Origin of the sequence: Phenylobacterium sp. J367 (assembly GCF_024699985.1) — a bacterium.
Taxonomy (GTDB): domain Bacteria; phylum Pseudomonadota; class Alphaproteobacteria; order Caulobacterales; family Caulobacteraceae; genus Phenylobacterium.
In genome coordinates this window covers 676,000-695,819 of record NZ_JAJONA010000001.1, presented here as the reverse complement: position 1 = coordinate 695,819, position 19,820 = coordinate 676,000, and the positions used below count along the sequence as shown (strand labels likewise).

25 protein-coding genes and 2 pseudogenes are annotated in these 19,820 nt (G+C 68.1%); 6 read left to right on the top strand and 21 right to left on the bottom strand.

Annotated features, from left to right (window positions below):
• Positions 1 to 65: 65 nt before the first annotated feature.
• Positions 66 to 356: a DUF2188 domain-containing protein gene (locus LRS04_RS03880; RefSeq protein ID WP_257815242.1), complete on the bottom strand. Its 291-nt coding sequence runs from the start codon at positions 354 to 356 to the stop codon at positions 66 to 68.
• A 136-nt stretch (positions 357 to 492) separates the two neighbouring features.
• Between LRS04_RS03880 and LRS04_RS03875 the strand changes: the two genes are divergently transcribed.
• A complete protein-coding gene (locus LRS04_RS03875; RefSeq protein ID WP_257815241.1) occupies positions 493 to 816 on the top strand; it encodes a helix-turn-helix domain-containing protein in 324 nt (107 codons plus the stop codon).
• Complete coding sequence (locus LRS04_RS03870; protein ID WP_257815240.1) at positions 813 to 1,715, top strand: ImmA/IrrE family metallo-endopeptidase; 903 nt, start codon at positions 813 to 815, stop codon at positions 1,713 to 1,715. Before LRS04_RS03875 ends, LRS04_RS03870 begins: the two co-directional genes overlap by 4 nt.
• A gap of 68 nt (positions 1,716 to 1,783) precedes the next feature.
• On the opposite strand, the gene LRS04_RS03865 is transcribed toward LRS04_RS03870, so the two are convergent.
• The 10 genes and pseudogenes from LRS04_RS03865 to merC all read right to left on the bottom strand — a co-directional run bounded on the left by LRS04_RS03865 (position 1,784) and on the right by merC (position 10,835).
• Positions 1,784 to 2,689, bottom strand: coding sequence for an ArdC family protein (locus LRS04_RS03865; protein ID WP_257815239.1), 906 nt, complete (start codon positions 2,687 to 2,689; stop codon positions 1,784 to 1,786).
• A gap of 69 nt (positions 2,690 to 2,758) precedes the next feature.
• Complete coding sequence (locus tag LRS04_RS03860; RefSeq protein WP_257815238.1) at positions 2,759 to 3,070, bottom strand: DUF736 domain-containing protein; 312 nt, start codon at positions 3,068 to 3,070, stop codon at positions 2,759 to 2,761.
• A gap of 845 nt (positions 3,071 to 3,915) precedes the next feature.
• The gene (locus LRS04_RS03855) at positions 3,916 to 5,448 is read right to left on the bottom strand and encodes a ParB/RepB/Spo0J family partition protein (RefSeq protein WP_257815237.1); all 1,533 of its coding nucleotides are present in this window, start codon (positions 5,446 to 5,448) and stop codon (positions 3,916 to 3,918) included.
• A 451-nt stretch (positions 5,449 to 5,899) separates the two neighbouring features.
• The gene (locus tag LRS04_RS03850) at positions 5,900 to 6,883 is read right to left on the bottom strand and encodes an NAD(P)/FAD-dependent oxidoreductase (protein ID WP_257815236.1); all 984 of its coding nucleotides are present in this window, start codon (positions 6,881 to 6,883) and stop codon (positions 5,900 to 5,902) included.
• Positions 6,765 to 7,247, bottom strand: a complete 483-nt coding sequence (locus LRS04_RS03845) for an FAD-dependent oxidoreductase (protein WP_257815235.1) — start codon at positions 7,245 to 7,247, stop codon at positions 6,765 to 6,767. The genes LRS04_RS03850 and LRS04_RS03845 overlap by 119 nt, the downstream gene beginning before the upstream one ends.
• A complete protein-coding gene (locus tag LRS04_RS03840; protein ID WP_257815234.1) occupies positions 7,229 to 7,948 on the bottom strand; it encodes an alkylmercury lyase family protein in 720 nt (239 codons plus the stop codon). Before LRS04_RS03840 ends, LRS04_RS03845 begins: the two co-directional genes overlap by 19 nt.
• A gap of 99 nt (positions 7,949 to 8,047) precedes the next feature.
• A pseudogene (merA, locus tag LRS04_RS03835) lies at positions 8,048 to 9,704 on the bottom strand (mercury(II) reductase).
• Between the two features lie 43 nt (positions 9,705 to 9,747).
• Entirely contained in the window at positions 9,748 to 10,026 is a 279-nt protein-coding gene (gene merP / locus LRS04_RS03830; protein ID WP_257815233.1) for a mercury resistance system periplasmic binding protein MerP, read from the bottom strand.
• A 12-nt stretch (positions 10,027 to 10,038) separates the two neighbouring features.
• Complete coding sequence (gene merT, locus LRS04_RS03825) at positions 10,039 to 10,419, bottom strand: mercuric ion transporter MerT (protein WP_374573023.1); 381 nt, start codon at positions 10,417 to 10,419, stop codon at positions 10,039 to 10,041.
• The gene (gene merC / locus LRS04_RS03820) at positions 10,407 to 10,835 is read right to left on the bottom strand and encodes an organomercurial transporter MerC (protein WP_257818940.1); all 429 of its coding nucleotides are present in this window, start codon (positions 10,833 to 10,835) and stop codon (positions 10,407 to 10,409) included. Before merC ends, merT begins: the two co-directional genes overlap by 13 nt.
• 156 nt (positions 10,836 to 10,991) lie before the next feature.
• Here merC and LRS04_RS03815 point away from each other — a divergent pair, with 156 nt between their 5' ends.
• Complete coding sequence (locus tag LRS04_RS03815; RefSeq protein WP_257815231.1) at positions 10,992 to 11,408, top strand: helix-turn-helix domain-containing protein; 417 nt, start codon at positions 10,992 to 10,994, stop codon at positions 11,406 to 11,408.
• A 140-nt stretch (positions 11,409 to 11,548) separates the two neighbouring features.
• On the opposite strand, the gene arsC is transcribed toward LRS04_RS03815, so the two are convergent.
• The 4 genes from arsC to LRS04_RS03795 are packed head-to-tail and all read right to left on the bottom strand — an operon-like array spanning position 11,549 to position 13,610.
• Positions 11,549 to 11,986 carry an arsenate reductase (glutaredoxin) gene (arsC, locus tag LRS04_RS03810; RefSeq protein ID WP_257815230.1) on the bottom strand — a complete coding sequence of 146 codons (438 nt, stop codon included), beginning with the start codon at positions 11,984 to 11,986 and terminating at the stop codon, positions 11,549 to 11,551.
• Positions 11,983 to 12,699, bottom strand: coding sequence for an MIP/aquaporin family protein (locus LRS04_RS03805; protein WP_257815229.1), 717 nt, complete (start codon positions 12,697 to 12,699; stop codon positions 11,983 to 11,985). The genes arsC and LRS04_RS03805 overlap by 4 nt, the downstream gene beginning before the upstream one ends.
• Positions 12,696 to 13,238 carry an arsenate reductase ArsC gene (locus LRS04_RS03800; RefSeq protein ID WP_257815228.1) on the bottom strand — a complete coding sequence of 181 codons (543 nt, stop codon included), beginning with the start codon at positions 13,236 to 13,238 and terminating at the stop codon, positions 12,696 to 12,698. Before LRS04_RS03800 ends, LRS04_RS03805 begins: the two co-directional genes overlap by 4 nt.
• A 12-nt stretch (positions 13,239 to 13,250) precedes the next feature.
• Complete coding sequence (locus tag LRS04_RS03795; protein WP_257815227.1) at positions 13,251 to 13,610, bottom strand: helix-turn-helix transcriptional regulator; 360 nt, start codon at positions 13,608 to 13,610, stop codon at positions 13,251 to 13,253.
• 66 nt (positions 13,611 to 13,676) lie between these two features.
• On the opposite strand from LRS04_RS03795, the pseudogene arsH reads away from it, so the two are divergent.
• Positions 13,677 to 14,413: pseudogene (arsH, locus tag LRS04_RS03790) on the top strand (arsenical resistance protein ArsH).
• A 108-nt stretch (positions 14,414 to 14,521) separates the two neighbouring features.
• Here the strand turns inward: arsH and LRS04_RS03785 are convergent.
• Positions 14,522 to 14,770, bottom strand: coding sequence for a helix-turn-helix domain-containing protein (locus LRS04_RS03785; RefSeq protein WP_257815226.1), 249 nt, complete (start codon positions 14,768 to 14,770; stop codon positions 14,522 to 14,524).
• 97 nt (positions 14,771 to 14,867) lie between these two features.
• On the opposite strand from LRS04_RS03785, the gene LRS04_RS03780 reads away from it, so the two are divergent.
• Positions 14,868 to 15,392 (top strand): helicase, encoded by a 525-nt coding sequence (locus LRS04_RS03780; protein WP_257815225.1) that lies wholly within the window; start codon positions 14,868 to 14,870, stop codon positions 15,390 to 15,392.
• A 16-nt stretch (positions 15,393 to 15,408) separates the two neighbouring features.
• Positions 15,409 to 15,621, top strand: a complete 213-nt coding sequence (locus LRS04_RS03775) for a hypothetical protein (protein ID WP_257815224.1) — start codon at positions 15,409 to 15,411, stop codon at positions 15,619 to 15,621.
• A gap of 92 nt (positions 15,622 to 15,713) precedes the next feature.
• Here LRS04_RS03775 and LRS04_RS03770 read toward each other — a convergent pair whose 3' ends face one another.
• The 5 genes from LRS04_RS03770 to virB11 all read right to left on the bottom strand — a co-directional run bounded on the left by LRS04_RS03770 (position 15,714) and on the right by virB11 (position 19,818).
• On the bottom strand, positions 15,714 to 15,926 hold the full coding sequence (locus LRS04_RS03770; RefSeq protein WP_257815223.1) for a hypothetical protein: 213 nt from the start codon (positions 15,924 to 15,926) through the stop codon (positions 15,714 to 15,716).
• Positions 15,927 to 15,947: 21 nt separating this feature from the next.
• Positions 15,948 to 16,211 carry a helix-turn-helix domain-containing protein gene (locus LRS04_RS03765; protein WP_257815222.1) on the bottom strand — a complete coding sequence of 88 codons (264 nt, stop codon included), beginning with the start codon at positions 16,209 to 16,211 and terminating at the stop codon, positions 15,948 to 15,950.
• Positions 16,212 to 16,324: 113 nt separating this feature from the next.
• On the bottom strand, positions 16,325 to 16,993 hold the full coding sequence (locus tag LRS04_RS03760; protein ID WP_257815221.1) for an LPD7 domain-containing protein: 669 nt from the start codon (positions 16,991 to 16,993) through the stop codon (positions 16,325 to 16,327).
• Positions 16,983 to 18,851: a type IV secretory system conjugative DNA transfer family protein gene (locus LRS04_RS03755; protein ID WP_257815220.1), complete on the bottom strand. Its 1,869-nt coding sequence runs from the start codon at positions 18,849 to 18,851 to the stop codon at positions 16,983 to 16,985. The genes LRS04_RS03760 and LRS04_RS03755 overlap by 11 nt, the downstream gene beginning before the upstream one ends.
• Positions 18,817 to 19,818: a P-type DNA transfer ATPase VirB11 gene (gene virB11 / locus LRS04_RS03750; RefSeq protein ID WP_257815219.1), complete on the bottom strand. Its 1,002-nt coding sequence runs from the start codon at positions 19,816 to 19,818 to the stop codon at positions 18,817 to 18,819. Before virB11 ends, LRS04_RS03755 begins: the two co-directional genes overlap by 35 nt.
• Positions 19,819 to 19,820 lie beyond the last annotated feature (2 nt).

The window sequence follows — 19,820 nt, the reverse complement described above, 5'->3', positions numbered from 1 at the left end:
CCCGTCGCCCTGCAGGGCCGCCAAGTTCCGCATCACCGTCCGCCTTTATCTCCGGGCCTTGCCCGTCACCGTTGATCAGTTTGCTGCTGGAAGCGCCGAAACACCGGCCCCTTAGGCCTTGTCCTTCGGGGGTTTGGGTCGTGGCCGTGGCTGTCGCTCTGGGCGATCCGGCCGTCGAGATTGTGGATTCGGAACTCCGTGCCCTGATTTCGGCTGATCGCACGGCCTTGGTCGATCGCCTCGCGCTTGGTGTCGAAATGGCCACTGGCGCGCTCGCCGCCGCCCCGCTTCACATCCCATCCCCCGTTGGGGTTCGGCACCACATGATGTGTGTCCGGCCCTTTGCGTCCCGCCATATCTATGATCCCTTCCGCTTCTAAAAAATAAAAAGTGCGCCTACTCCGAACTTATGGCTACGACCGCTCATGCGCGTTGTCAAGGCCGTCACGTGCGCCTACTCTGAACTTCAACGATTCAGTAGGAGGAGCGTTAGTGTCCACCCCTCTAGGCGAGAAAATCCGCACTTTGCGAAAAGCCAAAGGTTATACGCTTGAGAAGCTCGCGGAACTTTCCGAGTCTAGCAAGAGCTACATCTGGGAACTGGAGAACAAGAACCCGCCCAGGCCGTCAGGTGAGAAGATAGCCAAGATCGCTGCTGTCTTGGGTGTGACAGCCGATTATCTGATCGATCAGACGGAGACTCTGAAAGTGGAAGACGCGGCCGACACCGCCTTCTATCGAAAATACCGGAAGATGCCTGACGACACGAAGGAGAAGATCCGTCGGATGGTTGACCTATGGGGTGATGACGAGTGAGCGGAGCGTTTACTCCTGAGCGCTGGGCCTTCGAGATCACCCACGTGCTCAACACTGTATTCGGAAGTGATCGCTTCCCGGTCGATATCCCCGCAGTGGCCCAGGAGTATACGCGTCAGAAATATCCCGGCGACGCCATTACCCGCGTCGTCGGCGCCGATCTTCCGGGGTTCGACGGCGCCTTGTTTCGGGCGCCACAGGGTAAGCTGGGCTGGGGGATTTTCTACAACAGCCGGATCAGTTCGCAGGGGCGCATCAACTTTACGCTCGCACACGAACTTGGCCACTTCCTTCTTCACCGCGTCGCCCATCCCGATGGGATCAAGTGCGGAGAGCAGGACATGGTGCGTTGGGATTCCGACTATGCGCAGCTCGAACAGCAGGCCAATACGTTCGCCGCGAACCTGCTTATGCCGCTGGATGATTTCAGGCGCCGGGTCGCAGCCGCCTCGAAGGTCGATCTCGACCAGATCTCCGACTGCGCCGACCGATACAAGGTGTCCTTGATCGCCGCGACGCTGCGATGGCTGAGCTACACGGACCGTCGGGCGGTGCTGGTGGTGTCCCGCGACGGCTATATTCTGTGGTCGCGAGCGAGCCCTTCGGCCCTAAAGACCGGCGCCTTCTTTCGCACCTCCGGGGCGCCCATCGAGGTTCCGCCCACCTCCATCGTCGGTCGCCAGGACCTTCTCGTCGATGGCAAGGTCGGAATCGACCACGACGCCGGGGTCTGGTTCCGCGAGCCTGTGCGCGAAATGACCATTTTCGCGGAGCAATACGACTTCGCGGTCTCGCTTCTACTGCTGGAGGACCAGACGCGCTTTTTTCATCTCGACTCTGAGGCAGAGTCCGACGCCTTCGACCGTATGTCGCGGACGCCAGCTCGCCGCGAATGGTAGCAATCACGCTTACTTGCGACCGCGAAGGCCACCAGGGGCGAGCGCACCACGCTCGCCCCCCCTTTTTGCTAGACGGCCTCGGCCTTCTGCCGCTGATGCAGGAAGTCGGCCGCCCGCTGGGCGTGGGCGGCGGCCGTGAAGATGAACCGCCGGTCGTCCTTCAGCACTTGCAGCCAGCTGTCGATGTAGCTGGCGTGGTCGGGCCGGGGCTCAAGCTCCAGCCCTAGATCGGCGCAGAGGAAGGCGGCGCCCAGTTCGGCGACCAGCTCTTCGCGAGCGTAGCCGTCGTCGCCCCAGCGCTTGCGGCCGAAATCCCGGTCGAGCCGGGTCGGGTGCCGCGTCCAGTGGGTGCATTCGTGGGCGAGGGTCGCGTAGTAGGCCTCCGGGTCCTCGAAGCATTCGAAGGGTGGCATCTGCACGTGATCGGGCTGCAGGGCGTAGTAGGCCTGATTGCCGCCGTGGCGGACGTCGGCGCCGGTCGCCGCAAAGAAGGCGTCGGCATGCTCGATGCGTTGGGCGGCGTCGAGCTTCGGCTCCGCGACGGCGTAGAAGTGCGCGGGCAGGCCCTCGACCTGGTCGACGTTGAAGACGGTGTAGACCTTCAGGAACGGGATCTGGCGCTCCACGTCCTGGCCATTGTCGCCGGCCTCGGTGCGGCTGATCCGGTTGGCGTAGACCACGGTCGAGCCGTGCTCGCCCTTGCGGACGTGCCCGCCGAGCGCCAGCGCCTGGCGGAAGGTGATCCAAATGGGCGCCGTGAAGCCGCGGGCGACGGACTCCGCCCAGAGCAGGATGACATTGATCCCGCTGTAGGGCTCACCGGTCGAGCGGAGCGGGCGACTGATCTTCCCGGCCAGGTGCTCGGCGGACCAAGGCTTGGTCCAGGGGCGCACGCCGTTTTCGAGGTCGGCGACGATGGCGTTAGTGACCCGGCTGTAGATGTCCGGGCGCGAGGTCTCGGATGCGCGCGTCATGGCGGCCTCCTGCGATGTGAATTTGGGGAAGCGGCGCCCCGCCGGGTCGGCGGGGCGCTCTGCGGGAGGTCAGTCGGCCTGGCGGCTGCGCGACCAGATCAGGCTGTAGCCCTCATCGGCGTCGACCAGGCTGGCGTAGATCGGAGCGTGGAAGCTCGGGTCGTCCAGCTTGACCGAGAGGTAGGCCCGGTCCTCCTTGGAGGTCTTCATCCAGGCGGCGCCGAACTCGGTCTGGCCGGAGAAGATGCGGAAGTCGGGGGCCTGGTCGTTGGTCTTCTCGACCTTGCGGAAGGTGGCCTTCTTGACGTCGAGGGTCAGGGTTTTGATCGAGCCGTTGTAGTTGCCGGCGTCGTCCTTGGTGAAGGTGCCGATGGTCGCCATGGTGAAGTCTCCTGGTTTCTCGGACCGCGCCCATCGCGGCCTCGATGGCGATTTCCAGGACGAGGGGCGCTGAGCGCCGCAGCCGCAGGCCCGAAGCGCAGCGGAGGACGCCGGCGACGACTTGCTTGTCGCGCGAGGAATGGCGCCGCAGGGGCCAGGGGAAAGAAGTCGAAGAGCCGGCGTTGCGGCGATCAGCGGGGCCGGTACGGCCTGAACCCCTCGGCCCTATCAGGCCAGAGAGGCGGCATGGGTCGGTGCGAAACGGGAGGCTTTGAACCTGACAACCGGGACCATTCCCGACGCGACGGATCACAGCACGCAGAAAGAAGGGCCGCCCGCCTCGTCGGCGAACGGCCCCAAAGTCAGGGATCAGGCCGCAACAGGCGGCCCGCCGCTAGGCGGCTTGTTCGGTCAGCACCGGCGCCTCGGCGTGAGCCGCAAGCTCCATGGAGACAGGGGCGCGAAGCAGGCTAGGTAGCCACCCCTTCCCGACGAGCAACCCCTCGGCCTCCGACGCCATATCGGGCTTCTTCAAGCCGCCGATCCGCTCGGCGGCCTCGTCCGACACCGCCTCCCGCACCGCCTCGCTGATCCTCGCCTTGGTGACCCGCCCCAAGTAGCTCGTCACGGTCGGCGTCCAGTAGCCCGTCATGTCGAGACCCACCGCCTCGGCCAGTCGGTCGGCATGCGCCCACGCTGCAGGTTTGCGGTCGAACGGCGTGCGCACGGCATTGACCGTCAGGCTGGCGCAGTGCGCCAGGAGGTCCAGTAGGTCCGTGGCCGCGAGCCCCTGCACAAAAGCCCAGAGGTCCGCCGCCGACTTGGGCAGGCGCACCGCCCAGCGCTCATGGCGTTCTGCGATGCTGCGCCCGGCGCGGGTGTCGTCGATGCCCGGCGCGTGCCCGTCGAGATAGGCGGTGACACCCTTGATCTCCAGACAGGAGGCGCGGTCGTAGGGCGGGTAGAAGGCGAACAGCGCCAAGCTGTGAACCACCGCCGACAGGGCGACGGTGGGGTTGGCCCCCCAGAGCGTCGCGCAGCGCCAGGGTACGGTGAGCGGTGAGGTCCAGGACCAGCCGCTCCGACAAAGGGGGGCCCGCATCCTCGTCGGCCTCGTCCGTCCCGTCCCCCTCGACTGGCGCGCCGTCCTCGACGATAGCCGACCCGCCAGCGTCTTCGCTCTCGGGCTCCGGCTCGAGGACCGGGACGTCTTCGGGCCGGATCAGGCCGCGCTCGATGCGGGCTACGCCATCCTGGCCGAGGATCACGAACACACCCCCGCGAGCGATCTCATCGGGGTCGAACGCGGTCCCATCGCTGAAGGCCTCAAGAGCCGCGTTGATCTCGGCGAAGCGCGACTCGATCTCAGGCGGCAGTTCCTCGACCGCGTCCCACTCGCTCACCAGGGCGTCGTATTCCTCGGAAAGCGCCGCCGTGCGGGCCGCCTCGTCCTCCGGGCGCTCGACGCGGTGCGGATAGACCCGGGCGAGCCCCAGCGCGCGGGGGTAGTCGACATGGGCCTCTGCCCACTTCCATCCTTCCTTCTGCCGCACGTCTTCGGCGATCATGGCCAGCTTCTCGGCGGCCAGCCGGTCCAGCAGGGCTGGGTCTTCCAACCAGCCGCCGCCGTCCTCAGTGAAGAGGTCGCGCAGGATGGCGCCGCCCGCCTCGCCATAGGCTTCGGCGCCGACGAAGATCGCCCGCCGGTCGGTGGCGGACACCTTCGCCTCGGTCATGGCGCGGCGGATCAGATAGGGAGGCCGGTGCGCGCCCAACTGCTCCAAGACCTGCGCCTGCCTCGCATGGTCCTCGCTGACCGCGAAGGCCATCATCTGGTCCAGGTTCAACTCACCCGCCCGGTAGAGCGCCATCAGGTCGGGGTTGACGGCGCCCAGCCGAAGCCGCTGACGCACCACCTGGGCCGACACCCCGAACCGGGCGCCGATCTCCTCCGCCGACAGGCCGCGCTCCTCCGCGAGCCGCGCGAACGCCTCGAACTGGTCCGCCGGGTGCATGCCCGCGCGGGTGACGTTCTCGTCCAGGCTGATCTCGTGCGGGTCGTTGCTGAGGTCCACTACGCAACGCACCGGCTCGGTCTTCTTGATCCGCTTGCGCTGGCCCAACAGGCGCAAGGCCAAGCGGCGGCCCTCGCCGATGGTGACCAGATAGGCGCCGGTGGGCGCGCCGTCCGCGTCTGTCTCGGGCTCCACCACCGGGGCCTGAAGGACGCCCTTCACCGCGATGCTGGCGGCCAGCGCCTCGATGTCGGCATCCGCATGCGGGGTCCGCCGCGCATTGCGCGGCGACTTCTTCAGCTTGTTGAGCGGCACGTCGATGATGTCGCCGTCCTGATGGATGACTTTGGTCTGCTGGGTCATGGTCCTGCTCCTTTGGGGCATGGCTGGCAGGCGCAAGGCGCGCCTGCAGCCTTGCCCGTCGGCGAGACCGGGGGTGCAAGCGGAGGGGCGGCTTCGCGGGGAACCGGCTGCAGGGCTGCAAGTCCTGCGAACCTGCCGGTCCTGCCCAGCCCGAAGCTGGGCGGAAGCCGCTCCGAAGCGCGCCGGGGGCGGAGCCCCAAGCCACGGCCGCGCTAGCGCGGCGTAAAGAAGAAGGCTGCAAGGCGCCTGCGCGCCGAACGGCGCTGCACGGCGGGACGCGCCGTCGAGCGACCGGCGGCGCCGAAGGCGCCCGGAGGGGCGGACCCGTAGGAGCCGCGGAACGCGGCGGGACCGAGCACGCCCGCCGGCCGCTCTCCGAATCGTCCCCGGGGGGTTGCGGTAGGCCGTGGGAAAACTTCAAACGATGGGGAGGTGGCCCAGCCCAGTCGCTTCAGAGCATGTAGCCTACGTCCGAGGCTCCGGTCGGATAGGCGAACATCGTCGACCGAAGGTCGGCGGCTGTGAGTCCGTGCCGGATCGCCAGCCCGAACAGGTTGATCACCTCCTCGGCGTGCGGGCCCACGAGATGCGCGCCAAGAATTCGGTCGGTGCCCTCTTCGATCAGCACCTTGTGGCCGTAGACCCGTTCGGCCAGACGGCGGGCGGTGAACCACTGGGGCGTCGAAGCGGCGTTGACCCGGAACTTCAGGCCTTGGCGGCTCGCCTCATCCTCGGAGAGCCCGACGGCGGCGATGGACGGCACGGTGAAGGCGACACTCGGGACCCCGCGATAGTCCGGCCTGTGAGTTGGGCCGTCCAACAGGTTGGCGGCCACGACCTTGGCGTCATGGCTGGAGACCGGCGTCAGGGGCGGGCCGACGGCCGCCGCGTCGCCGGCGGCGTAGACTCGCGGGTTGGAGACGCTTTGCAGGTGCTCGTTCAGCTGCAGACGGCCGTCGCGCACGGTGACCTGGCCCGCGGCGAGGTTCAAGGCGTCGAGGTCGGGCCCGCGGCCGGCCGCGTGGACCACCAGGTCGGCCGCGACGGCGAGGTCCGGCGCGCCCGGACGGCTGGCATGGACGATCAGGCCGTCCTGCACCCGCTCGACGCGGGCGACCGTGGCGCCAGTCTCAACGGTGATGCCGAGTTCCTCGAACCGCGGCATGAGCCATCCGACCAGCTCGTGATCGAAATTCGGCAGGAGCCGCGGCGCGCGCTGCAGGATGGTGACCTCCGCGCCAGCGCGCGCCGACAGGTGTGAGAACTCGGCCGCGACATAGCCGCCACCGATCAGCACGATGCGGCGCGGGAGGCGCTCAAGCTCCAGAAAGGCGTCGCTGGTGCTGACCAGCTCTTCGCCGGGGATGCCGAGCGGGACCGGACGTGCGCCGGTGGCGATCAGCACGTGGCGGGCCTGCAAGGCGCGGCCGTCCACCTCGATCGTCTCCAGGCCGGCGAAGCGGGCGAGCCCGTGGAAGGCGTCGACCCCCCAACTCGGCATAGCGATGTTCCTGCTTCGCCGGGATCGGGTCGGTGAAGCTCCGCTTGAAGGCCATTAGCGCCGGCCAGTCGATCGCCACGGCGCCTTCGACGCCGTGCCCGGCCATGCGCCGGGCCGCATCGATGGCTTCTTCGCCGCTCACCAGCATCTTCTTGGGATCGCAGCCGCGCAAGGCGCAGGTGCCGCCGAACGGCCGGTGATCGATCACCGCAACGGACCAGCCGGCGGCGCGGACCTTCGCCACGGCGACCTGGGCCGCCGTGCCGCTGCCGATGACGATCAGATCGTAGGAATCCATGGCGATAGCTCCATCCGCATCGGCGCAAAAATCGCGACGCCAACCTCCAGCGCCTCGGCCAGGCTCAGGCGGACGCCTTCCCTGCTGGCGGCCGGGCTGTTCGCGCGCCAAGCCTCCAGGTGAGCGTCGTCGCAGAAGAAGGCCTGCACGGTGCAGAGCGACGAGGCCGCACAGCCGGCGGCGTAGCGATGGCCGGACCACACCACGATCCCCGACGGCTCGACCTGATCCACCTCACGACCGTAGCATCGCGTGCGGATGGTGAGCGGACGCGCGCAGTGACGGCAGGCCGAGTGGATGACGACATCGCGCTCCAGCATCGCGCCGATGCCGAGCGCATCGATGGCGCACATGGCGCCCAGCGTGAGCCCATTCGCCTCCACATGATGCTCTGTCGGACCATCGGTGAACGGATAGGCGCCGCTGATCCGGCCGCCAGCGTCGAGGATCAGCAGATCGCGTCCGCTCAGACGCCGCAGCACGCTGGCGGCTCCATCGAGGGTAAGCCCGGCCGCTGCGGCGACGTCCGCCGTCGCCGGCGCCCGCCCGCCTGCGGCGTAGCCGCTCAGGACGATGCAGTGGATTCGGCCCTCTATCTCATCCAGCTTGTCCCACTTCGGACCGATGAAGGCCTCGACGATGGCCGTCAGGGCGTCTTGGGCCTGCGGCGTCGTGACCGCACCCCAGTCCGGAATGGTCATGACGCCTGGAAACGCGACGGCGGGCCATCCGGAGGCTTCAGCGTCTGAGGTGGGAGTCACCATCGTGCGCGCGCCCTGTCCGCGTTCTCAGTTGAACCTTCAACCGGCGCAGCAGGAGAGCTGCGTCACATCCTTGGAGAAGGTCTGCGCCGCGAGCTTCAGGCCTTCCACCATGGTCAGATAGGGGAACAGCTGGTCGCCCAGCTCGCCGACGGTCATGCGCGCGCGGATGGCGAGCGCGGCCGTCTGGATGATCTCGCCGGCCTCCGGGGTCACCGCCTGGACGCCGATGAGCCGGCCGCTGCCGGCCTCTGCGACCAGCTTGATGAAGCCGCGCGTGTCGAAGTTGGCGAGCGCGCGCGGGACGTTATCCAGGGTCAGGAGCCGGCTGTCGGTCTCGATGCCGGCCTGGTGGGCGTCCGCCTCGCTGAGCCCGACCGTGGCGACCTGCGGGTCGCTGAACACGACCGCCGGCATCGTCGCCAGGTCGAGGACGGCCTCGCCGCCGGTCATGTTGATCGCCGCCCGGGTTCCGGCCGCCGCCGCGACATAGACGAACTGCGGCTGGTCCGTGCAGTCACCGGCGGCATAGATGTTCGGGACGCTCGTGCGCATGGCCTTGTCGATGACGACGCCGCCCTGCGCGTTGACCGCGACGCCGGCTGCCTCCAGCGCGAGGGCCTGGGTATTGGGCGCGCGGCCCGTCGCGACGAGCAGCCTGTCCACGCGCAGTTCGCCCTGGCCGGTGGCGAGCGCGAACTCGCCGTCGGCGTAGGTGACGTTGCTCGCCTGGGTGTGCTCCAGCACCTTGATGCCCTCGGCGCGGAAGGCGGCGGTGACCGCCTCGCCGATGGCCGGGTCCTCGCGGAAGAACAGGGTGCTGCGCGCCAGGATGGTGACCTCGCTGCCGAGCCGGGCGAAGGCCTGGGCCAGTTCGACGGCGACGACCGACGAGCCGATCACCGCCAGGCGCGGCGGGATGGTTTCGCTCTCAAGGGCTTCCTGCGAGGTCCAGTACGGCGCGCCTTGCAAGCCGGGGATGGGCGGTATGGCGGGGCTGGCGCCGGTGGCGATCAGGCAGCGGTCGAAGACGACGTGATGCTCGGCGCCGTCCCGCTCGCGGACGAGGAGGCTATGGTCGTCCTGGAAGCGCCCCTCACCGCGCAACACCGTGATGGCGGGCGTGTCGGCCAGGATGTTCTCGTACTTGGCATGCCGCAGCTCGTCGACGCGGGCCTGCTGCTGGGCAAGCAGCCGGTCGCGCCGGATCGCGGGTGAGAACGCCTCGATCCCATCGTCGAACGGACTTTCGCGGCGCAGGTGAGCGACGTGCGCGGCGCGGATCATGATCTTCGACGGCACGCAGCCGACGTTGACGCAGGTCCCGCCGATGACGCCGCGCTCGATCAGCGTGACCCGCGCCCCCTGCTCGACGGCCCGTAGCGCCGCCGCCATCGCCGCGCCGCCGCTGCCGATAACGGCGACGTGCAGCGGGACGCCGGTCCCGCCGCGTTGCATATCCTCCCCCGAGGAAGCCCGGCGCCTTGTCGAGGCCACCCGTGGCCGGCGCGCGCGCGTCGGCGATCGAGGCGCGATAGCCGAGCGTCGCGACCGTGGCCGCCAGGGCCTCGGAGTTCACCCCCGCATCGGCCGAGATTTCCGCCCGTGCGTCCGGATAGGACACAGCAGCCGAGCGCACGCCTGGGACGCGCTCCAGCGCCTCCCGCACGTGCGCGGCGCACGAGTCGCAGGTCATTCCGTCAATACGCAGGGCGATCGCGGTCACGGGCGCAGGCTCCTCAGCGCTTGACGGTGGACGGGTAGCCCGCGCCCGCCGTCGCCTTGGTCAGAGCAGCGACCGTGGTCTTTGCGTCATCAAAGGTGACGACCGCCTCGCGCTTTTCGAAGCTGACGTCGGTCTTCTCGACGCCAGCGACCTTGCCGAGCGCGGTCTTGACGGTGATGGGGCAAGCCGCGCAGGTCATGCCGGGCACCGCAAGGGTGACCGTCTTGGTCGCGGCCCAGGCCGGCGTGCTCAGCGCGGCCGTCAGGGCGATCAGGGAGACGAGCTTCTTCACGGGGATTTCCTCTCAGTAGAACAGGGGCAGGACGTAGGGGAACGCCAGCGCGACAAGGATGAGCGCCGCGACGGCCCAGAAGACGACCTTGTAGGTGGTCCGGACCTCAGGCACGGCGCAGACGTCGCCAGGCGCGCAGGCGCGGGCGGGGCGGAAGATACGGCGGTAGGCGAAGACCATGGCGACCAGCGCCGCGCCGATAAACAGCGGCCGGTACGGCTCCAGCACAGTGAGGTTGCCGATCCAGGCGCCGCTGAACCCGAGGCCGACGAGGACCAGCGGGCCCAGGCAACAGGTCGAGGCCAGGATGGCGGCCAGGCCTCCGAGCGCCAAGGCGCCGCGGCTGTCTTTGGATTCCGACAAGAGTCGTCTCCTTCCGATCAATCCCGCCATGACGCTAGCGAACAGCCTCTTGGCCGAGTGGCGAGGGCGCGTTGCGGGCCGGGCGCCGCCAGATCCCAGATCGCGACGATCACCATCAGGGTCAGACCGGGATAGAGAAGCCACGCCGTCGGCCAGCCGCGGGTGGCCATGAGCACAGCCGCTGCGAGAACCAGGATCGGGCCGATGACGCTCAAGGCCATTCGCCCCCACCGCCGATGGCGAAGCCCGGCGACCGTGTTGGCGATCAGACCGATCACCGCGAACAGCGGCAGGAGGTACCGGATGAAGACGCCTTCGTATTGGCTCAGAAAGCCCAGACCCAGCGCGGCGGCAAGGCTCGCTAGAGCCGGGAAGCAGGCTGCGCACCCCATGGCGGTGACGATCGAGCCGATGACGCCCGCCTTGTCGGCGGCGCGCGAGGGGATTCTGGATCGGCATTCGCAATGGCCTCGGCGACTTCGGTGGAACCGTCAGAGCGATGCTGCGGGCAGGACCGCCGCTTGCCCGTGAGAGCTGAGGATCGTTAGATACCGTCTGTAGGGGCTACAGACTCAAGCTCGAAATTAGAGGCGCGGAAGATCATGGCGGATACCGCGATTCAGATCGGCGAACTGTCCCGGCGCACGGGCTGCAACATCGAGACGATTCGCTACTACGAGCGCATCGGCCTGATGCCTGCGCCACCGCGGCGAGGCCGCTACCGCAGCTATGGCGGGGCGGACGTCGACCGGCTCGGATTCGTACGCCGCGCTCGCGAACTCGGCTTCACGCTTGATGAAGTTCGGGCGCTGCTTGGCCTGGCGTCCGGCGGAGACGCCACCTGCGCCGAGGTGCGCGATTTGGCCGCCGTCCATCTGAAAGACGTCCGGGCGCGGATCGCCGACCTCCGACGCATGGAGCGCGTCCTTGCGGACGCGGTGCGGGCCTGCGATGCCGGGCAAGATCCCGGCTGTCCGCTGATCCACACCCTCTACGCAGATCAAGATCGCGGTGTGTGAGGCTGCAAGGAGCCCCCCCACCTGGCAGGCGCGGCATGGTGAGACATGCCGACGGGCGGCCCAAGGCGCTGGAAGCGTCCGCAAAAGTCGACCGCGGGAGCCGCGAAATACGGCACATCGAGCACGCCTGCCGCCGGCTCTCAGCCAAGCCGACAGGGCGAGGAGCTGGCTGGCCTGACCACCTCGCCGTCCTCCTTGGTGAAGGTCTCCGGCTGACGCTCAAGCAACTCCAGCACCACTTCAGATGGGCGGCTCAGCTTCACGCCCTTCGGCGTCCCGACGATCGGCCGGTTCACCAGGATCGGGTGCTGGACCATCGCCTCTAGCAGGGCCTCGTCGCTGACGGCTGGATCGAGCAGGCCGAGCTCCGCGGCCGGCGTGCCCTTCTCGCGCAGGATATCGCGCGGCCGCGCACCCATGCGGGCGAGCAGGTCCTCGAGCTGCGCGCGCGTCCAGCCGGCCTTCAGGTACTCGACGACGTTCGGCGCGTAGCCGGCCGCCTCGATCATGGCGACGGTGTTGCGCGAGGTGCCGCAAGCCGGGTTGTGGAAGACGGTGATCGGAAACTCGTCGCTCATGGCGCGGTGCGCTCCTTGAGAAGCCAACTGAAGAGAGCCCAGGCGGCCAGCGCGCCGGCGAGCTGAGAGATGATGAAGCCCGGCGCGGACGTGGGTGCGATGCCCGCGAAAGTGTTACTGAGCGCGCGCGCAACGGTCACGGCGGGATTGGCGAACGAGGTCGACGCCGTGAACCAGTAGGCCGAGGTGATGTAGAGGCCGACGGCCAGCGGCGTCGCCTCCGGCCGGAACCGCACGGAGCCAAGGATGGTGGCGATCAAGCCGAACGTGGCGATCGCCTCGGCCCACCACTGCGCGGGCCCATCGCGCAGTTTCGTGGAGAGCTGCCACACGGGCTCGGCGAACATCAGGTGCGCCGCCCACACGCCCAGGACGCGGCCCAGGACCTGCACCGCCGCATAGGCGGTGTCGGTGCCCCAGCCCAGCTCCCGTCGAATGGCGAACACCAGGGTGACGGCGGGGTTGAAATGCGCGCCGGAGATTGGACCGAAGATGGTGATCAGCACCACGAGACCGGCGCCCGTGGAGACGGTGTTGCCCAAGAGGGCGATGGCGTCGTTCCCGCCCGCCAGGCGCTCGCCCATGATCCCGGAGCCGATCACCACCGCCAGCAGGAGCGCCGTGCCGAGCGCCTCGGCGGCAAGCCGGCGCGAGGTCGAGAACGGATGAAGCGGTGGCTCGAGACTGGCCGCGCGGGACTGGGGTCGGCTCATTCCGCCGGGGTCGCCGGCGCGGGCTTCGCCTGACCGATCTCATTGAGGCGGCTTTGCAGGGACATCCTGTCGAGCTTCGCCATCGGCAGGTTGAGGAAGATGCCGATGCGATTGTTGAGCATGCGATAGGCGTCGGCGAAGGCCAGTCCGATTTCGGCTTCGCTGCCTTCGGCGCGCGCCGGGTCCGGCATTCCCCAGTGCGCCGTCATCGGCTGGCCCGGCCAATAGGGGCAGACCTCGCCGGCCGCGTCGTCGCAGACCGTGAACACGAAATCGAGTTCCGGGGCGTCAGGGTTGGTCTCGCGGGAGAACTCATCCCACGCCTTCGAACGGTAGGTGCTGACCGGGTAGTTGAACTTCTTGAGCAGGGAGAGCGCATGCGGATTCACCTGCCCCGTCGGGTGGGAGCCCGCCGAAAAGGCGACGAACTTGCCCTGACCTTCCCGGTTCATGATCGCCTCAGCGATGATGGAGCGGCACGAGTTTCCGGTGCACAGGAAGAGCACGTTGAAGGGACGACGATCATGGTCGGCGCTCACGGGAAAGTCCTCCTAAGCAGGCAGAGATTGCGGCACGCAGCAGGCGGCCCGCTGGGCGAGTTCGGCCAGGGGCGCGCAGATCTCGGGTGAGCCCGCGCAGCAATCCTCCATCAGGAAGGCCAGCAGGTCGCGCATCCCGTCATAGTTGGCGGTGTAGATGACGGAGCGGCCTTCGCGCCGGGCGGAGATCAGGCCGGCATGGCTGAGGACATTCAGGCTGGCGGAGAGCGTGTTGGGAAGCATACCGAGCCGCCGCGCGACTTCGCCGGCCGCGAGACCGTCAGGACCCGCCTGGACGAGGAGGCGGAAGGTGGAGAGACGCCCCTCGTGGGCCAACGCGCCCAAACTTGCGATCGCCGACTTCATTTCCATGTTTCTACGATATAGGAACTGCGCGACAGTTCAATGACGCGGCGCCTGCCCGACACCCGAGGTTCAATGTCCGATTTCCCCGCCCTGGCGCCCCCAGTTCGTGGACCCGCCCACGCTTGCGAAGCTCGAACCGCCGGCCGTGTCGACCCACCCGCCGAGGATCCTGCTGCTCTACGGCTCGCTCCGCGAGCGCTCTTACAGCCGACTGCTGACCGAGGAGGCCGCCAGGATCCTCGAACGCTTCGGGGCGGAGACCCGCATCTTCGATCCGCGCGGCCTGCCGCTCCCCGACGCCGAATCCCCCCGACCACCCGAAGGTGCAGGAACTGCGGGCGCTCTCAGCCTGGTCTGAAGGCCAGGTCTGGTGCAGCCCCGAACGGCATGGCGCAATCTCGGGGATCATGAAGGCGCAGATCGACTGGATTCCCCTGGAGATCGGCAGCGTCCGCCCGACTCAGGGGCGCACCCTGGCGGTGATGCAGGTGAGCGGCGGCTCGCAGTCGTTCAACGCGGTGAACACCCTGCGCCTGCTCGGCCGCTGGATGCGGATGATCACCATCCCCAACCAGTCGTCCGTGGCCAAGGCCTACCAGGAGTTCGATGAGGCCGGCCGAATGAAGCCGTCCGCCTACTATGACCGGGTGGTCGACGTCATGGAGGAGTTGATGAAGTTCACGCTGCTCACGCGTGACCGGTCCGATTACCTCGTCGACCGCTACAGCGAACGGAAGGCCGAGGGCCGTGAGACGGTCGGCGCGCAATTGAGCGCGGAGGCTATGCGCCATGAGCGCAAGGCGGGCTGATCGGCCAAAGCCTCGCAATTCGGGGGCGTTGCGGGGTCTCCCCGCAGGAAGGGGTCGGACGAGACATCGGGCTCGGCCGCAGGGGAAGGCTTTCCCCTATATGCGGAGCTAGGTCTCCAGCTTCAGGCGGACTCCAGCCCCACCTTGGTAGACCTCTTTCGGGCCCAGGAAGAGGACGCCAGCTTCCTCTAGTGCTCGTTGGACCGCGCTCACGTTGGCGGCCGAACTGCGGCCTGGCCCCAGATCGCTCTCCATACGTCGGATGGTCTGGAGGGACACCCCGGCAGCTTCCGCCAGCCGGGCTCCATTCCACCCAAGGAGCGCTCGCGCCGCCCTGATCTGCGCGGCCGTCACCATGTCGTGATACTTTTAATGACTCTCATGGTACTTTTAGATTGATATCGCCGGCCCCGAGGTGGTACTAAAAGTCTAACACAGCCGGAGAAGCTTAGTCATGGGCTCACGTCGACAGGCGGAGGGCGAGGGCGCGCGTCTGCCTGCGCTCTCCCGACGGGCCGTCATTGCAGGCACGTCAGCGGCCGTTCTTCCCGCGCCCAAGCTGGCCGCGTCGCCTGTCGCCGCCGCGACCATCAGTGAGGGGGCGAAGCCCTACCGGCGCTGGCTCTATGTCAATGCGAAGATCGAACGGCTGCAGACGCGCTGGGCGAAACTGGAGACCTGGCTTGTGCGGGAGCATTCCTGGTTTCAGCTGAGTCTGGCCGAGCAGCAGGCACTGCCCTGGGCCCGGGAGTTGCGGGACATCGACGGCTGCCTTGATGTCCTGTTCGAGCAACGCGAAGCGCTCTTGGAGACCTTGCCGACTCATGGATCGACCACGCTGGAGGCCGTCGCGGCCAAGCTCGAGGTCATCGAACGGCTGGTCGAACGCGACGACCACCCCGAGGCCCACGCGATGATCGCCGGGGCGCGACAGGACCTGGTTGCATGGCTGCACAGGCGTCGTCAGCCCACAGCTTAGCCCGATGAAGCCCCGCTTGGAGGAATCGCTCGCCTACCTGCTAGACCTGCGGCTGCGATGTCGGGGGAACCCGGACGGGATAGCGCTCGTCGACCGTTGCCTTGCGCTGCTGGCGCGAGCGGAGACGGCCGACACGACGGAGTTGCAACAGTTGGAGGTGGAGATCGAAGCGCTTCGCGTCGAACTCGCCGACAGGTTTGGGCCACCGCGGGGATTCGCCCGCCACTGACGCGTGACGCCCCGGCCACGGTGGAACACGCAGGAGTTGCGTGGCCGTGGGATCGAGCGGGGGCCGCCGGCGCCGCCGAGCCTCTCTGCTCTCTAATGTTTCGGCTGAGGCGGCAACATCGCCGCGACCGTGTCGGACCACAGCGCCAGGATCTCGGCCTGCTCCGCATCAGTCTCACCGACGGTGTCGGCGAACACCTTCAGCAGGCGCGCGAACTCATCGGTCGTGGTGACGCCCGAGGCCTGTAGGACGCTGGCGACCAGGGCCACCATCTTGCCGTGCGCGCTGATGAGGTCCCGATCCATCGACCCTAGTCCTGGGAGGGATCAGTCGCGCGGGCGCCGTCCGCTGCGCAGGGGTTGCGGCTTGTCCGCGTCCGGGTCCGGTTCGGCCAGAAGGGCTGCGACTGGCACGCCGAGCGCCTCGGCCAGGCGGTCGAGCAGATCGACGGAGGTGTTGCCCTGTTCCCGTTCAAGCTCGCTCACCCAGGCTCGGTCGACTCCAGCGTCGGCCGCCAGCCGCTCCTGCGAAAGCGACCTGGCGGTGCGTAACGCCCGCAGATTCCAAGCCAGAAGCGCCCGTCCCTTCATGGAAGAACGGGGACACTTCTGTCGTCAATGAAACCACGGTCTGTAGACTACATAATAGGAACGGCCGCTCGCCCTCAACCCTACTCTCACGACGGGCGCCGGCGTATCGTTTGCTAACGGCTGCGTTGCCGTTCTCGCGATCGCAGGGAGTCCTGCTGTACGTGGGAGCGGGCGACTTCGACCGGCTGCAACCGCGCGCCCTTCTCCAACCATGACGCCAGCCGTTCGCGGGCGGCCGACAGAATACGATCCTGCGACGGCCGGTCGCCGATCCTCGCGCGCACCACGGCCTCGACGATCCGCATACTGCCCTGGCCAGCCGCCCCGCCGTCGCGAGGTTCGCGGTCTCCCCGCTCGTGCCCCGCTTCGGCGGCGCGGGCCGTCTTGCGGACCAGGGCCGCCTGCCGGCGTTCAAGCTCCTGCCGGTCCCTTTCCGTGGGCTGATACCCGCGCGCCTCCAGGCCAAGAGCGCTGGCCGTAAGCCAGGCCTCCCGCCGGAAGTCCTTCTCGCCGTGGAGGACGACGACAGTCCAGCCGCGATGCTGGGCGACGGCCGCCATGTCGCGGATGGCGTTGGGGTCGGACCTCGGCGTCACCAGCCGAGCGCCAAGGTCGCGGAATGCCGCCGTCTGAATGCGCGCGTCCGCATAGAAGCCAAGCCCGGGTCCGCCGCGCTCGTCCGTGAAGTAGCGTCTGCGCAAGAGGTCCGGGACGTCGCCCTTGCTCACCGAGCGCCCGCGGCCCTCGCTGTCGATCTGATTGCGATCCATCTCAACGGGCATGATCGGCCTCCTGTCGTGTCGCGGACGCGTCGATGAAGCGCTCCACCCAGCTCTCGACTTCGGCATCGGTCGCGCCTTCTGGCGGCAGCGGCTCGAACCCCGCCGCCTCCAACGCGGGAATCACCAGATTCAGGCTGAGATCGTCCTGACGCGGCGCCGCGCTCGCCCGCGGCATGGTCGGGGCCGAACCCGTCGTTGCGATCGCGGGGTGCGACGCAACAGTCGGCGGGTCGACGACCCGCTGCGTGAACGCCTTCTCGCGCCAGTATTGGATCTTGCGGCCGCGGACCGGCGGCATGCCGGCCCGCAGCAGGATGAGCTGGCCGGGGTCCATCTGGATCAGTTCCTGCGGCATCATCAGCGCGCGGCGCTGGTCCGACTCCGTCGTGCTGCGCCGGCCACTCGACAGCAGGGTGGGCCGGCTGTGGGACCGGCTCGAATAGGTCCAGAAGCCCAAGCGTTCCGAGAGGTCCTGGGCGACCTTCAGCTCCTTCGGCGCGAAGGCGATCTCCAGACCGCAATTGGCCATGATCTCCTCGGCCAAGTCCGGGCCGTATTCCGCCCGCAGCTGAGCTGGGCTCTGCAGGACCGGGAGCAACCGCAACCCGTAGCCGGCGACATAGGAGAAGCCGTGCGCGATGACGGCCGCGTGCCCGAGACGCGCGAATTCATCCATCACCATCAGCACCCGCACCTTGTGCCGGTCGGCGGTTGGGCGCTCTCGGGTGTTCAGGTCCACCAGTTGCTGCAGCAGCAGATTGTAGAGCGGCGCCACCCTGGCCAGGTTGTCGGGCGAGACGCCGAGATAGAGCGACATCCGGCGCTCCCGCAGGTCCCGTAGATCGAAGTCGCTGGCGTCGGTCGCCGCGCAGACCCGCGGGTTCAGCCAGAGGTTCATCCGCGCCGTGATCGTCTGCTTGATCGAGGCGAAGGTGTTTTCCGAGGCCGAGCAGAAATCCGAGAGGGCGCTGACGCAGCCGTAGGAGAGGGCCTTGCCGGCTGATGCACGGTCTTGGACCTGCGCCGGCAGCCGGGTGCGAGGATCGCCGTGGGTCAGCTCCCGATAGATGGCGCCAAGGCTGAAGGGCAGCTCCGGTGTCTCCGCGACGTAGGCGCCGACGCCGATTAACCCCGTTCGCGCCGCCTCGGCCCAGAAGGGATCGCCGTGTTGCGGCGGCGGAAACAACATGACCGCGAGCTTCTGCAACTCGTCGAGCACGGCGATCGGGTCGTTGCGGTCGATATGACCCAGGGGATTGAACCGGGCTGTGCGGCCCTCCGGGTCCAGTGGATCGAACAGCACCACCTCCTGGCCGTGGGCGGCGCGGAAGCCGGCGCTCGCCTCCCAGTTCTCGCGCTTGACGTCGAGGACGACGACGGAGTCCGGCCAGGTCAGCAGGTTCGGGATGACCACCCCGACGCCCTTGCCGCTGCGGGTGGGCGCATGCAGCATGACGTGCTCGGAACCGCCAAAGACCAGCAGCCGGCCGCCTCTGCGTCCGAGCACGATACCCTGGGGGGACCGCAAGCCGGCCGCGACGAGCTCCGCCTCGCTCGCCCAGCGGGCGGCGCCGTGCAGCGGCGGCCGAAGATTGCGGATGACGCCGATAGTGACGAGGCCGGCTCCGCCAAGCGTCGACAGCAGACCGATGCCGAGCCACTTGCGGACCTGGGGATCGTCGCGGAAGTACCAGAACCAGGCCGGGATCTGCGCCGGGTCGATGTCGGGCGACAAACGCCCCAGGCCCGCCAGGGCGACCGCGACGGCGAGACCGCCGAGCAGGCCTGTGCCGGCCGTCGCCAGCGTGGCGACATAGGCGGCCCTAAGCGGCCAGGGTGCGCTTGCGAAGCGGGTCATACCAGACCTCCGTCATGCGGAAGCGGCCGTCGACGCGGCGCAACTGCACCACCACGTCGACCAGCATGTGGAGAAGCGAGCGGATGTCGTTGCGGGCCAGGTCCCGGCCGCCTTCGGACTCCTTCACCAGCAGGGTGAGTTGCTCGAACGCCAGGGTGGCGCTGTCGGCGTGAATGGTGGTGATCGAGCCGGGGTGGCCGGTGTTGACGTTGCGCAGATAAAAGAAGGCGGTCCCGTCGCGCAGCTCCTGCAACAGGATGCGGTCAGGGCGCATGCGCAGGGCGCTTTCGAGGAGTTGCTTGGCCCCGACCTTGGCCAGGCCCTGACCATCCTTGGCGTAGAGCAGGTGGACGGCGTTGCGGTGTGGGACGGTGAGTTCGCGAGCGTCCTCGATGGTCAGCAGCCGTTCGCCATCGGGGATCAACTTCACGAGCCCCTTGGCGAAGGTGGTCTTGCCGGAGCCCGTAGCGCCGGAGATCAGCACGTTGCGCCGGCTCTGGACCGCTAACCGGAAGAAGGCCGGCCAGTCGCGGGCGTCCCGCAAGGCCAGGAGCCGCGTCTCCTCACCCGAGAGGCCGTTTGTCGCCAGGGCCACGTCATCGAACAGGCCGGCGCGCTCAAACGCGTCGAGATCCAAGGTCGCTTCGGACGGCTTGCGCAGGGTGAGCGACAGTCGCTCGGCGGCCGGCGGAATGACAATCTGGCAGCGCTCCCCGCCCGGCAGCACGGTCGAACAGATCGGCGTTTCCGGAGTCACGTCCTGCGCCGTGAACGCGGCGGCGGCCTTGGCCAGGGTCGAAAGCCACGACTCGGTCAGATCCGGCGCCGCACGCCATTCCCAGCCGCCCTCATGCTCGATGCCGAGTTCGCCTGGACGGTTGACGACGACCTCGGTGACGCCTGCGGGCTCGAGGCAGGCCTGGAGCGGCTTCAAGTAGTGCTGCAGGACGGCGGCGTCGTGGGCCATGG